The sequence below is a fragment of the Bacillus sp. LLTC93 genome, from assembly GCF_002993125.1.
Classification (GTDB): domain Bacteria; phylum Bacillota; class Bacilli; order Bacillales; family Bacillaceae; genus Bacillus; species Bacillus zhangzhouensis.
In genome coordinates, this window is sequence record NZ_PVME01000004.1 from 24,563 (window position 1) to 36,685 (window position 12,123).

Sequence of the window (12,123 nt, forward strand, 5' to 3'; positions counted from 1 at the left end):
GATTAGATAAAATCAGATTTTTGATACCCCTTTAGATATCATTTTCTAAAGGGGTGTTTTTGTGTCAAAAGAACTAAGTAATTTAAAGTTAAAAATAGATTCGATAAGGTCGTACATTCAATATCAATTTCAAGGGGGAGATGTTATTTTTATTCGATACTTAAAAAAGGAAAAATGGGGAATTGCTTTTTTCTTGATTGGTTATGTCGCATTGTTTATTAGCTCTTATTTGTTGATTGGCGGTCCTGCCTCAAGTGGAGGGCCGATTGGTGTATTTCTTGGATTTTGTATTGTTCAATTTTTAAAATATAGAGCTTTCAAAAAAGATGAAAAGAATAAAAAGGGAAATGGTCAAGGTTTATATTATCGTTTATAAGTTATATTTACATCCATAATTTCACATGGGTGATAATGCGCTAATTATATAAAAATAGAATACCAAACGCACCTTGCGCTGGTAATACAGGTTAAATATTTAACAAAGAAAGAGAGAAGAACACATGCTCAAACCTAAAATCTACACAATGAGTTTTGCAAAAGTCTATCCTCTCTATATCGCAAAAGCAGAGAGAAAAGGACGAACGAAGGCTGAAGTTGATAGGATCATTTGTTGGTTGACAGGGTACAGTCAAGAAGAGTTGCAGGAACAGGTGGATAAACAGGCAGATGTTGAAACCTTTTTCGTTGAGGCTCCTGAGCTTCACCCTTCCCGCAGCTTAATCAAAGGAGTCATCTGTGGTGTTCGGGTAGAGGACATTGAGGAAGAAATCATGAAAAACATTCGGTATATGGATAAGCTGATTGATGAGTTAGCGAAAGGAAAGGCGATGGAAAAGATTTTGCGAGGTTCATCATGAAAATAACTAGTAAGCCCAGTGAACGCACCTTCACTGGGCTTTTTTATATCATTTACACCCTCTTATAGATCATTCGACCAATAAAAATAAAACTCATTTGAACGAATCCATTCTTGATGTCGTCAAAAGAAGTGATATCAAAAAAATTGGTGTATGAAAAAGGAGTGGCGTGGATGGATATGAAGATGATTTTACCTCTCATTTTGCTGCAAGCTATTTTAATGGTGATTGGTTTGTTTGATTTGCTGAAAAGAGATCCATCGAGAATCAGAGGAGAAGTGAAGTGGGTTTGGGCTTTGGTGATTGTGTTTGTGGCGAGTGCCGGTCCTATTGCGTATTTCATTTTTGGTCGTAAACAATCTTAATAGGGGGAATTCGCTTGAATATGCTGGAGTGTCATGGGCTGACGAAATCATATGGTCGGCATGAGATTTTAAAAAATGTATCGTTTTCCGTTGGAGAAGTCGGGTGTGTAGGCTTTTTAGGAGCCAATGGAGCAGGAAAGACGACAACAATTCGTATTTTGACGGGGCTTGCTCGTCCTACGTCTGGCGTCGTGAAGGTGGCGGGTTTGGATGTGACAAAGGATATGAATCAAATCAGTCATGTGATCGGGTATTGTCCGCAGCAACCTGCATTTTATCAGGATATGACGGGGCAGGAGTGGATGCATTGGGTTGGCGGGTTATTTCATTTAGAGAAAAAATTGATTCACTCTAAAACGGAGGAACTGTTGAAGCTTTGCCGCATTGATGAGGCGAAGGATCGTTCCATAGGCAGCTATAGCGGAGGAATGAAGCAGAGGCTCGCCATTGCGCAGGCACTCATCAACAGCCCGAAGGTTCTCATCCTAGATGAACCTATGTCCGCACTTGATCCCATGGGAAGAAAAGACGTTCTAACATTGATTGAGCGTCTAAAACAAGAGATGTTGATCTTTATGTCGACCCATATTTTAGATGACATTGAAAGAGTGGCGGATCATATTATCATGATCAACAGCGGGAAAATTGAGATGTCCTCTTCCATGAAACAGATCAAAGAAGACTATATCCAGCCCGTCATCGAATTCCAATTAGAAAAACAGAATGCGGAACTAGTGGCTTTGTTAAAAGAGCGGGTTTGGGTGGAAGAATGCATTGATACGGGGGAGGGTTATCAGGTGCGAGTCAACGATCAACGAACGGCATTGAAGGAACTGCCTGGTCTCATCACTGAAACGGGCGGCGTACTACTCAATTATCGACTATCTAAGCTGACGCTTGAAGATATTTTCATGAAGGTTGTGAATTCATGATGATGTTCAAAAAGGAATTTAGGGAGTTATTCACTAGTTATAAAATCTTATTTGTTCCCATCATTTTTACGATTTTAATGATCACGCAGCCTATTACGTTGAAAATGCTGCCAGATCTTCTATCGAAATCAGCTAATTTACCTGAAGGATCAACATTTTATATACCAGAGCCAAGTGCTGGAGAGGCGTTAGCAAGTGCATTGAGCAAATTCGATTCGCTCGGCGTTTTTATCTTGATTATGATTGTGATGGGGACGATCGCGGGAGAGCGTGCCTCTGGGGTGGCTTCGATGATTATGGTAAAACCAGTCAGTCGAACGAGTTATTATGTATCAAAAATATGCGCCTATGCCTGTCTGACCTTTTTTAGTTTGGTGGTGGCGGTGCTGGCCTCCGTATATTATGTAGACATTCAATTTGGGCATCTGGACTGGATCAACGTGTTAAAAGGCGTACTTCTTTATTACCCAAACTTACTGCTGATTGTGGTGTCGACCATTTGTGCCTCGGCTTTCTTTCAGCGTTCGGTGACGGCTGGCGGTGTTTCGCTTTTGATCAATCTCATTCTTTTTACAGTCCCTCCATTTTATGAGGACACACTGGGGAAGTATGCACCTAAAGGCATGACAAGTGCGGCAGAGGAAATGATACACCAAGGAACCTATTCAGATCATGCTCTTACAAGTTTTTTAGGTGTATCGATGTTGATTGTCCTCTTTTTTCTCATTGGATGGTTTCTTTTTAGAAAACAAGAATTATAGCATGTTGTACCCTTTGGATATGGTGATCTAAAGGGTTTTTTTAGCCTGTTCCGTATCATTCTACCAAGGGTGATTTCCATTTTAATTGGAGCTGTGCATGGAAAATCGGCTTTCAACAGATTGAGCATCGGAGCGGGGCATCATTTGAAAGGCTTTTTTGATTGGGCTTCATTCTTGAGCATAACATCTATATGAAAAAGAAAGTTTGGTATGATAGGTATAAATTGATTGTATTTTCAGAAAAGGGGTCATTGATAGATGAGAACTTCACGTAATCCTGAGACGATTCACCCGCCAGTTGCACCATATACCCATCAAATAGAGACAACAGGACCACAGCGGTGGTTAACCTTATCAGGTCAAGTGGGGATGGAAGTAGATGGAACCATCCCAGCGAGTCCGATGGAGCAACTCGAGCTAGCGTTAGAGAATGTGAAACGCAATGTAGAAGCAGCAGATATGAAAGTGGAAGATATCACGAAGCTTGTGTTTTATTTGGTAGGAGAGTTTGATGCTGAGAGCAGAAAACGAATCATGGGTCAGTTCTTAGGTGACCATCTGCCTTGTATGACGATGATTTATGTGGTTGCCTTGGCATCTCCTGCTTTAAAGGTAGAGGTGGATGCGTGGGCGTGTAAGGATATGGTTTCCGTTGATGAGTCGGTTTGATGGAATAGCTATTTCATAGATAAAAGGTTGGGATATTGAGGCCCAATCTTTTTTATTTTGTATTAATTCCGTTTTCAGTATGTTTATAGAATATATTACCTCTATTCTCTTACCTTGTTATTCTCTATATGGTAATATCAGGGTAAATGGTTATTGGGTCTAATTACATTCACTTTTATCTTATAAAGCACCATAGATAAGCATACATCACTCTAATGCAAGGGAGAGATTTCATGCCATTCATGGAGGTTCAGAATGTAAGCAAACGATATAGCAATGGTGATGGGATAAAGGATATGTCGTTTTCCATCGAAGCAGGAGAGGTTGTGGCGCTGCTTGGGCCTAATGGTGCGGGGAAAACGACAACCATTCGATGTTTAACGGGTCTATATCAACCAGATCAAGGGGAGATTCTCATAGAGGGTTTTCCTCCTGATCATTCCCATGTCAAAAAGCAAGTAGCTCTTATCCCTGATCAGCCATATTTGTATCCAAAATTAACGGTTGCTGAACATGTTCAATTCCGTGCAAGGGGCTATCATAAAGGCTTAAAACAGATCAAAGAAAAGGTATATGATGCGTTGAAAGAAGTACATATGGAAATGAAGATGAACGAACTGTGTGGAAGGCTTTCAAGAGGCCAAAAACAGCGTGTCGTTTTAGCAGGGGCCATTGTGCAAGATGCCTCCCTTTTTATTTTAGATGAACCGACTGTAGGGTTGGATATCCCTTCAACACAATGGCTGTCGGATTGGCTGATACAAAAAAGCCGTCAAGGTGGTGCTGTCCTTGTATCTACTCATAGCCTAGAGTTTGTTCTTGATACGGCTAGCAGGGTGATATTGATTCGAGACGGTGACATCATGAAAAGTATTGATGTTCCTCAATTGAAGGAAGAACAGATCAAGTGGCGGGCAGAAGTCATTCAACTTCTGGGGGAGTGGTCTAGTGAATAACACACTCTCACTTTTATGGATGAAATCCCAAAGGCGTTTGATCAGTAAAAATCAAGAAAAGAAAATGCCTTTTCTGATCTTGCTGATTTTCATTGCTGCGATTGGTTTTCAGCTGAGCGCAGTCTCAAGTATGGGGGATTGGAATGCTCAGGTAGCAGGATGGATCATTGTCTTTTTATTTGTTCTTTATACTGGTTTTGGCTTGTTTTCAAATCGGATGCCTAGTCAGATGAACGATATCATTTGGTTATATGGAAATGGTGCTTCCTTATGGACGGTTGTGATGAGTGTATGTGTGTATCACATTTTTTGGCGAGGGGCTCTCCTTATGATCTCTGCCGTGTCTGCAGATATCCTCCTTTTTTGTTTGACGCAGCAGTATCCTTTTCTACTCGGGAAATCGCTTATCCTGACAGGGCTTTTATGTATGACCGAAACGTGGATGCTTGCGGTGTCTTGTGCTAGAACCATTCAAGTATATAAGCGAATGCTCTTACTCGGTTTTGTACTGATTTTTTGCTGTTTTGCACTGCTTGTTTTGAATCAATTGATGATGAAACAGTCCTCAATGATGAACATCGCTGATTCTTTTATGTTTCAAGTTGGACGTATGATCGAAGAGTTTTCTTTCCTTTCTTTATTGATATTTCTTGGAGTGATGACGTTATCTTTAACGATGATGTACAGGGCCAGTCATCGTTTAGAGATGAAGGAGACGTTAGTCAAGGAGGCAGCATTTTGGGAGGAATTTGAGGGGAAACAGATTCATTCAAATCCAATGGATGCAAAGAAAGGCAAGACGTGGTGGGGACTTCCTACATTAACGGGAAGCTTGGCTTTTCTTTGGCTAGAATTATTGTTGATGAAAAAATATGTGACCTTCCATCTGTTATCTACCATGCTGCTGATAGGTACTTACTATGTCGTCATTTCTTATTTTTCAGATTGGCTGAATCTATTATTGATAGTCATTGGTGCATCCGTCCTTCTCAGTTCATATTACGCTGGGATTGTAAGGCATGCGCAAACAGGGGTGCTGTATCTTTTTCCAGGCGCTTTATATCAAAAAATTCTTCTATTAGAAGTGTTTCAAACCTTTTGGTTGTATGCTGTCTACTTTATTTCTCTTTTATTGTTTGAGATTCAAGATGTATTGTATTGGGCCCTATTTGGTGGAGGGGTTTATATATGGTTTTTGGCCGTACGGCTCTTTACCTTTATGCAGCCGCTGAGACGAGAAGCGAGTCTTTCTTTGGGCATCTATTATCGATCATTGCTTATCGCAACTGCAATAAGTGCAATGATCATCATTGGCATTCATATGTTCACTAATGGCTGGTTTACAACGATTACATGTTTATTTACTGGATTTGTATTTTATGTGATTTGTTATCGATGGCGTAGGACTCATTAAAAAGAGGAGTTGATTGTGATGAAACCAGAAGATAAGCTATCTCAAACGGTTCAACGTTTGGTCAATACGAATGAAGTAACGATCGTTCGAGCAATGGGGGAATTAAGAAAATCCGGAAAAGATGCAGTGCCAGTCCTTGTTGAAGCCTTAAAAGAAAAGGGTTCTTTGCGGAATATTGCAGCAGCAGTACTTGGTGAATTTGGAGCAGATGCGGGGGACGCAGCTGAGTCCCTTGCCAAGCTATTAGAAAGTGAAGAAGAGGAGACAAGAATGGCGGCTGCGATATCACTCATGAGGATTGGTCAGCCTAGTTTGCCATTCCTTCTTCCATTGGCTAAACGTTATGAGGGACCTACTTGTTTCTGGGCATCCTGGTGTATCTCTTGGATTGACCCATCAAAAATCGAAAAAAACATGTATGAGTGCCTAAAACAGGAACAAGAACATCCATCAGGGAACGTGGTCCCTTTTGCCGCAGAAGAGGCACTAGGAAAAATCATCGCTTTTCAATTAAAAGAAAAGGGGGATGAGTAGTGGGAACGCAAATACTTAAATGGCCTGAGCACCTTCCTTGGATTCATTCTACATAGTGTGGATCAGTTGAGTATCCATTTAACCTGTGTCCATGTTCCATATACGGAAGAAGAAAAATCGATAGAGGTTGTTTCGAAATATGCGGAGGAAAAGAATCTCATTGCTCCCATTGTGTTGGATCAAGATTATGAGATTGTCACAAAATATAAAATTCAAGGATTGCCAAGTTTTTGCCTCATAGATAAAGAGGGACAATTAATTGATAGGAAAATGGGAGATACCGGCTGGGAAAAAATATTAAAAAAACTAGAAAAACGATCATAATTAGAGTTATGGAGGAGAGCGTTTTGTTTCAATCAAACCAAGAATTGAAAAAAACGGTGGTCTTTTATGCAGGTGTGGGAGCTGTTTTGCTGATTCTCATGATGTTTAAATGGCTGCCGATTTCTGCAGACTGGGAGTTGCCGTTGATTTTGTTTGGATTGGGAATTTTGCTTTATTTGAAGCGTGTGCTATGGAAGGAAGAAAAAAGTCATCATTCATAAGTATGATACCTAAAATATAAATTCTAGGTTATTTTATTAAATTTACCTTAAAACACGGTTTTTCACATGGGGATCAGATCCAATTTTTAAAAAGTGTGGTAGGATATATATGCTTTATTTTTATATTTTCCGAAGGAGCTGTCGTGTTGAAGGGATCTAGGGTTGAGTTTATTGATAGTTTACGTGGTTTTAGTTTATTAGGTATTTTGATCGTGAATATGCTTAATTTTCAATATGATTATGATTTTGAGAAGATGTTTGATTCGAGCATGTGGGGACAGGAATTCGGGGTATATGTGACGGAGATTTTGTTCCAGGGGTCGTTTTATCCGATTTTTTCATTTTTGTTTGGCTATTCTTTTATCAAGCTCATTGAATCCACAAAGGCTCAGGGGCTGAATACGAATGCCATCGTCATTCGACGGGGCTTTGGTCTGATTGTGCTTGGTATGCTTCATTACATATTTATTTGGAATGGTGATATTCTTCTTTATTATGGAGCTTGTACGTTTTTCTTGATGATGTTTATGGGCAGCCGGGTGAAAACAACGCTTATATGGTCGGGTGTATTAGGGGCTTTGTCATTAGTGGTTGTGCCGTACATGATGAACTTTGTTTATGGAAATGATGATTTATTAACCGATGTGTATGCGAAGGGTGCGTATGGGGATATTTTGCTCAGCCGGATTACGATTGAAGACGATATGGTGATTGTCACCATTATTATGGCGATCGTGACCATTACGCTTATGCCGATACTAGGGTTTCTTTTCGGTACGATGATGGTGGGTCCGTTTGCATTGCTAGGTATGGTGATTGGTAAACGAGGACATCTCACGGAAGAAGATCGAGGGGTGGCTTATCGCAAAGGCTGGGTCTGGGTCATTGTCGTCGGGCTTGCGCTAAAATGTGCGACGTTCATTGATTCGCCTTGGAGTGAATTCGTTATGATTCTCGGTGGCTATGTACTGGCGATCGGGTATATTCAAGCTTTTATTGTTTTCTACTATTCGAAGGTAGCCGAAGGCCTCAAACGTTTGCTTGCAGGGCTTGGCCGTTTGTCCCTATCAAACTATTTGGCGCAGTCGATCATTTGTACAACGATTTTCTATTCTTATGGACTTGGTCTATTTGGGCAGATGGGGTCAATGTTGGGGCTGCTGCTTGCTGTCGGACTGTACACAGCACAGCTGTTCATCAGCTATCTCTATTTGAAAAAATGGAGAAGAGGTCCGGTGGAGTGGATGATGGGAAAATGGGTGTATTGGAGATAAATTTTGGGGAAGGCCGCATAGCTGAAGAGCTGTGCGGTTTTTTTAGTTGAGTTGCAATCAAAAAATGGTTGATTATTCTTCCAGTGTGTATATAATGTATATATACAATATTTCGTTCCGAACACCAGTACAGAAAAAAAGAGGTTTTTATATGCAAATTACGATTTCAAACCACTCTAAGGAGCCCATCTATGAGCAAATTACGAATCAAATTAAATCGATGATTTTAACGGGTGAGCTGGCGGAAGGCGCGGCACTACCGTCTATTCGAAAGCTGGCGAAGGATTTACAAATCAGCGTCATCACAACAAAGCGAGCATATGAAGAGTTAGAGAAGGCAGGATTTATTTATTCGATTGTCGGTAAGGGATCATTTGTTGCCGAGCAAAACCTAGAGGTCATGAGAGAGAAGAAATTGAAGGTGATTGAGGAACAGCTTGGAGCGGTTGTCACAAACGGCAAGGAATTAGGCTTATCTTTTGATGAATTGCAGCAGTTATTAAAGTTCTTGTATGAGGAGTGAGATGAGTGGAGCACGTGATTGAATTCAAAGGAGTATCAAAACGATTCAAGGACTTTTCTGTTCAGAATCTTGATTTACAGGTCAAAAAAGGCTTTGTTACAGGGTTTATTGGAGAAAATGGTGCTGGTAAGTCGACAACTATTAAAATGATCATGAATTTGTTAAAGCCAGATTCGGGTGAGGTTAAAATCTTCGGATTAGATTATCGCACCCATGAAAAAGAGATTAAGGAACGAATCGGCTTTGTTTACGATGCTAACGTTTTTTTCCCAGGATTGAATTTAAAAGACATCAAACGAATTGTGGCACCTGCCTATAAACGCTGGGATGACCAGCTTTTTTATCAATATATTGAACAGTTTGGTCTGCCGCTGAATAAAGCGATCAAAACATTTTCAAAAGGGATGCAGATGAAGGCGTCACTTGCGATTGCGCTGTCGCATCATGCAGAGCTGATTATCATGGATGAACCAACTGCTGGGTTGGATCCGGTCTTTAGAAGAGAGCTGCTCGGCACGTTACAAGAATTGATGATTGATGGAAATCGAACGATCTTTTTCTCGACGCATATGACGACTGATTTAGATCGCATCGCGGATTATATTGCGTTTATACAAAATGGAAGATTGGTCTTTCAACAGTCGATTCACGAGGTAGCGGAGAATTATGCGCTTGTGAAGGGGAGTCTGGATTTGTTGGATCGAGACACAGAAAAGGCGTTTATCCATATTCAGCGTACGGCAGCCGGATTTGAAGCATTAACAGATCGGATTGATGAAGTGAAACTTATTTTTGGGGATGCTGTTGTGATTGAACCGGCGTCGCTTGAGGATATCATGTTTTATTTGAAAGGCGGGGTGAAGCATGTTTCATTTAATTAAGCGTGATGTGATTTTGCAAAAGAAGCAGTTACTTATTTTTATTCCGTTTATCTTATTTTTTATTTTCATGGATGTCCATCCAGTATTGACGTTTCTCGTCGCTAGTGTCTTCATTCCATTTAACACATATGCGTACGATGAGAAGGCAGAAACGAATATCCTATTAAATTCTTTGCCTTATACACGGAATGAAATTATTGCATCTCGTTATCTTGGTGCCGTTTTTTATATGGTCATTGCGATCGGGCTGACAAGTGCTGCTTTATTTAGTTTTGGGAAGCTGTTTTCGATGATGGATATTGCTCTTGGCAGCGGGTTGTTTTTATTGTTCGCGGCGTGCACGTTTCCATTGTTTTATATCTTAAAGCCTGGTTATATCACAACGGCAGTGATCATTGGCTTTATCCTATTATCTGCTATGGGACCGCCAGTTGTTCTCTATTTAGCAGAGCAATTCAGTGGGATCACTGATTTTATGATGAATTTATCGATCCCTATTTTATATACGGGATCAACTGTGTTGATTATGCTCATCTACTTGCTGTCTTGGGGACTTTCTACTGCGATTTACCAGAGGAAAGTGTTCTAATTCAGATGATCACATCATTTTTAGAGAATCATTCATTTTGAGGTAGGACTTTCAAAATGGATGATTCTTATTTTTTTGCATCCGGTGAAATTGACATACAGAAGAAAAGAGGTTATTGTTAATTAACATAATGTTAATTATTTTTAACATATTGTTAAATAAATCTTCCTTTAAGAAAGGAATTTGAAATGGAGATTAAAAATCGAATTAAGGTCTTACGGGCAGAAAGAGACTGGACACAAAAGGATTTGGCAGAGAAGTTAGGTGTGACTCGTCAAACGGTGGCATCTATTGAAAATGGTAAATATTCTTTGTCTTTAAAACTAGCATTTCAAATTGCTAGGACATTTGAAGTTGACTTGTATGACGTATTTCAAGAAGTCGACAAGGAGGAGCAACGATGATAACGACTATCATACTTTATTCTCTAATTATCCTTTCCATTTTAAGCACAGTTTTTCAATTTAAGAAGAACCGTGAATATAAACATGATGAACGAGGACAATTTATTTTAGCGAAAGCAGGAAGCTTTTCTATTGTAGGTGTTGCTTTAGCTTATCTATTAGTTGTTATCATTCAATCTTTAGTCCATCAATTTTCATCTCCAACAGAATGGTTTTATATAGCCATAACATTTATGTATGTATCAAGTGTTTGCGCAAATACAATCGGTATCATCTATTGTGAAAAAAAATATTAGCTTTTGTTATCTATGGATGTAAGCTGGAGTTCTTCATGAAAGGAAGAGAAAAACAATGAAAAAATTATTGAGGATGATGCTTATATTCATCATCACCATCATCACTGTACTGGTTGTTTTTCTAGCAAGTGTTTACTTTGTCAATCTATTTAGTAAGGAAAGGGAGAAGGAGAAAATAGAATCTTACGGGCAAATGGTCCCGGTTGATGGTAAAAAGATGAACGTGTTGATTCAAGGCAGTGGAAAAGAAACGGTTGTGCTTCTTCCAGGTTATGGGACCGCTTCACCAGTGCTTGATTTTATGCCGCTTGTAAATGAATTATCGCCATATTACAGAGTCGTAGTGATTGAACCATTTGGTTATGGTTTAAGTGACGATACTGATAAAGTACGGACAAGTCAAAACATTGTGGATGAGATTCACGAATGTTTGCAGAAGCTCAATATTAAAAAATATACGATGATGGGTCATTCGATTTCTGGGATATATGGATTGGAATATGTTAATCAGTATGAAAAAGAAGTCACAGCATTTGTTGGAATTGATAGCAGTGTTCCTAAGCAGGATACAGATGAATTGCCAGTCTCTAGCTTACAGCTGCTCGATCAATCAGGTTTTTACAGGTTATTAGTGAAAGTGAACCCAGAGCAACTGATTACGCCTAAAGTGGATGACAAAACGAAAGAGCAGATCAAAATGCTGACATTTAAGAACTTCTTGAATGAAAGCCAAGCTAGTGAGGCAGAAAATTTCACGAATAATTTTAAAAGCGCCGAGCGCTTACAATATCCTAAGGAACTTCCTGTTATTTTCTACCTAGCCGATCAAACGGAGGCAGAAACACCTAGCTGGAAGCCAATGCATGAGGATTTGCTGAAAAACTCAAACCATGGAAAAGTAGTTACTTTTAAAGGTGGCCATTATTTGCATCATACGAAATCAAAGGAAATCGCAGATGATTTTAGAGATTTTATGTCTAAAATGAAAAGAGAACATTAAGTTGTTTTCGATCTATAGGTGATAAAGATGACTCATACCACCCATGAACTTTTTATATTCACTGGGTGGTTTGTTCCCTTGTATAAAGCCATTACTGATGTTTTGTTGATTCCAAATTGACAT

Annotated in this window: 18 protein-coding genes; all 18 read left to right on the forward strand. The window is 39.6% G+C overall.

Features of this window, described 5'->3' with window-relative positions:
- Positions 1 to 61: 61 nt before the first annotated feature.
- The 18 genes from C6W18_RS13920 to C6W18_RS14005 all read left to right on the forward strand — a co-directional run bounded on the left by C6W18_RS13920 (position 62) and on the right by C6W18_RS14005 (position 12,000).
- Positions 62 to 376, forward strand: a complete 315-nt coding sequence (locus C6W18_RS13920) for a hypothetical protein (RefSeq protein WP_105927925.1) — start codon at positions 62 to 64, stop codon at positions 374 to 376.
- A gap of 124 nt (positions 377 to 500) precedes the next feature.
- On the forward strand, positions 501 to 857 hold the full coding sequence (locus C6W18_RS13925) for a DUF2200 domain-containing protein (protein WP_105927926.1): 357 nt from the start codon (positions 501 to 503) through the stop codon (positions 855 to 857).
- A gap of 173 nt (positions 858 to 1,030) precedes the next feature.
- Positions 1,031 to 1,222 (forward strand): PLD nuclease N-terminal domain-containing protein, encoded by a 192-nt coding sequence (locus C6W18_RS13930; protein ID WP_003217265.1) that lies wholly within the window; start codon positions 1,031 to 1,033, stop codon positions 1,220 to 1,222.
- Positions 1,223 to 1,236: 14 nt separating this feature from the next.
- Positions 1,237 to 2,154: an ABC transporter ATP-binding protein gene (locus C6W18_RS13935; protein WP_105927927.1), complete on the forward strand. Its 918-nt coding sequence runs from the start codon at positions 1,237 to 1,239 to the stop codon at positions 2,152 to 2,154.
- Positions 2,151 to 2,915, forward strand: coding sequence for an ABC transporter permease (locus C6W18_RS13940; RefSeq protein ID WP_105927928.1), 765 nt, complete (start codon positions 2,151 to 2,153; stop codon positions 2,913 to 2,915). Before C6W18_RS13935 ends, C6W18_RS13940 begins: the two co-directional genes overlap by 4 nt.
- A 258-nt stretch (positions 2,916 to 3,173) precedes the next feature.
- Positions 3,174 to 3,584: a RidA family protein gene (locus tag C6W18_RS13945; RefSeq protein WP_105927929.1), complete on the forward strand. Its 411-nt coding sequence runs from the start codon at positions 3,174 to 3,176 to the stop codon at positions 3,582 to 3,584.
- A gap of 233 nt (positions 3,585 to 3,817) precedes the next feature.
- Positions 3,818 to 4,540 carry an ABC transporter ATP-binding protein gene (locus tag C6W18_RS13950; protein ID WP_105927930.1) on the forward strand — a complete coding sequence of 241 codons (723 nt, stop codon included), beginning with the start codon at positions 3,818 to 3,820 and terminating at the stop codon, positions 4,538 to 4,540.
- Positions 4,533 to 5,954 carry a sporulation killing factor system integral membrane protein gene (skfF, locus tag C6W18_RS13955; RefSeq protein WP_105927931.1) on the forward strand — a complete coding sequence of 474 codons (1,422 nt, stop codon included), beginning with the start codon at positions 4,533 to 4,535 and terminating at the stop codon, positions 5,952 to 5,954. The genes C6W18_RS13950 and skfF overlap by 8 nt, the downstream gene beginning before the upstream one ends.
- An 18-nt stretch (positions 5,955 to 5,972) precedes the next feature.
- The gene (locus C6W18_RS13960) at positions 5,973 to 6,488 is read left to right on the forward strand and encodes a HEAT repeat domain-containing protein (protein ID WP_105927932.1); all 516 of its coding nucleotides are present in this window, start codon (positions 5,973 to 5,975) and stop codon (positions 6,486 to 6,488) included.
- Positions 6,489 to 6,554: 66 nt separating this feature from the next.
- Positions 6,555 to 6,812: a TlpA family protein disulfide reductase gene (locus C6W18_RS13965; protein ID WP_223251715.1), complete on the forward strand. Its 258-nt coding sequence runs from the start codon at positions 6,555 to 6,557 to the stop codon at positions 6,810 to 6,812.
- Between the two features lie 23 nt (positions 6,813 to 6,835).
- On the forward strand, positions 6,836 to 7,033 hold the full coding sequence (locus C6W18_RS13970) for a hypothetical protein (RefSeq protein ID WP_105927933.1): 198 nt from the start codon (positions 6,836 to 6,838) through the stop codon (positions 7,031 to 7,033).
- Between the two features lie 146 nt (positions 7,034 to 7,179).
- Entirely contained in the window at positions 7,180 to 8,307 is a 1,128-nt protein-coding gene (locus C6W18_RS13975) for a DUF418 domain-containing protein (protein WP_105927934.1), read from the forward strand.
- Positions 8,308 to 8,458: 151 nt separating this feature from the next.
- Positions 8,459 to 8,830, forward strand: coding sequence for a GntR family transcriptional regulator (locus C6W18_RS13980; RefSeq protein WP_003217079.1), 372 nt, complete (start codon positions 8,459 to 8,461; stop codon positions 8,828 to 8,830).
- A 5-nt stretch (positions 8,831 to 8,835) separates the two neighbouring features.
- On the forward strand, positions 8,836 to 9,711 hold the full coding sequence (locus tag C6W18_RS13985; RefSeq protein WP_105927935.1) for an ABC transporter ATP-binding protein: 876 nt from the start codon (positions 8,836 to 8,838) through the stop codon (positions 9,709 to 9,711).
- Positions 9,695 to 10,300: an ABC-2 transporter permease gene (locus C6W18_RS13990; RefSeq protein WP_105927936.1), complete on the forward strand. Its 606-nt coding sequence runs from the start codon at positions 9,695 to 9,697 to the stop codon at positions 10,298 to 10,300. Before C6W18_RS13985 ends, C6W18_RS13990 begins: the two co-directional genes overlap by 17 nt.
- Before the next feature lie 188 nt (positions 10,301 to 10,488).
- Positions 10,489 to 10,704 (forward strand): helix-turn-helix transcriptional regulator, encoded by a 216-nt coding sequence (locus C6W18_RS13995; RefSeq protein ID WP_105927937.1) that lies wholly within the window; start codon positions 10,489 to 10,491, stop codon positions 10,702 to 10,704.
- Positions 10,701 to 11,000: a hypothetical protein gene (locus tag C6W18_RS14000; RefSeq protein WP_105927938.1), complete on the forward strand. Its 300-nt coding sequence runs from the start codon at positions 10,701 to 10,703 to the stop codon at positions 10,998 to 11,000. The genes C6W18_RS13995 and C6W18_RS14000 overlap by 4 nt, the downstream gene beginning before the upstream one ends.
- A 55-nt stretch (positions 11,001 to 11,055) precedes the next feature.
- Positions 11,056 to 12,000: an alpha/beta hydrolase gene (locus C6W18_RS14005; protein ID WP_105927939.1), complete on the forward strand. Its 945-nt coding sequence runs from the start codon at positions 11,056 to 11,058 to the stop codon at positions 11,998 to 12,000.
- Positions 12,001 to 12,123 lie beyond the last annotated feature (123 nt).

Coding starts and splice junctions, on each gene's coding strand:
- C6W18_RS13950 (WP_105927930.1), top strand. CDS start 3,818: ATGCCATTCATGGAGGTTCAGAATGTAAGCAAACGATATAGCAATGGT.
- C6W18_RS13995 (WP_105927937.1), top strand. CDS start 10,489: ATGGAGATTAAAAATCGAATTAAGGTCTTACGGGCAGAAAGAGACTGG.
- C6W18_RS13925 (WP_105927926.1), top strand. CDS start 501: ATGCTCAAACCTAAAATCTACACAATGAGTTTTGCAAAAGTCTATCCT.
- C6W18_RS13930 (WP_003217265.1), top strand. CDS start 1,031: ATGGATATGAAGATGATTTTACCTCTCATTTTGCTGCAAGCTATTTTA.
- C6W18_RS14005 (WP_105927939.1), top strand. CDS start 11,056: ATGAAAAAATTATTGAGGATGATGCTTATATTCATCATCACCATCATC.
- C6W18_RS13940 (WP_105927928.1), top strand. CDS start 2,151: ATGATGATGTTCAAAAAGGAATTTAGGGAGTTATTCACTAGTTATAAA.
- C6W18_RS13960 (WP_105927932.1), top strand. CDS start 5,973: ATGAAACCAGAAGATAAGCTATCTCAAACGGTTCAACGTTTGGTCAAT.
- C6W18_RS13980 (WP_003217079.1), top strand. CDS start 8,459: ATGCAAATTACGATTTCAAACCACTCTAAGGAGCCCATCTATGAGCAA.
- C6W18_RS14000 (WP_105927938.1), top strand. CDS start 10,701: ATGATAACGACTATCATACTTTATTCTCTAATTATCCTTTCCATTTTA.
- C6W18_RS13945 (WP_105927929.1), top strand. CDS start 3,174: ATGAGAACTTCACGTAATCCTGAGACGATTCACCCGCCAGTTGCACCA.
- C6W18_RS13990 (WP_105927936.1), top strand. CDS start 9,695: ATGTTTCATTTAATTAAGCGTGATGTGATTTTGCAAAAGAAGCAGTTA.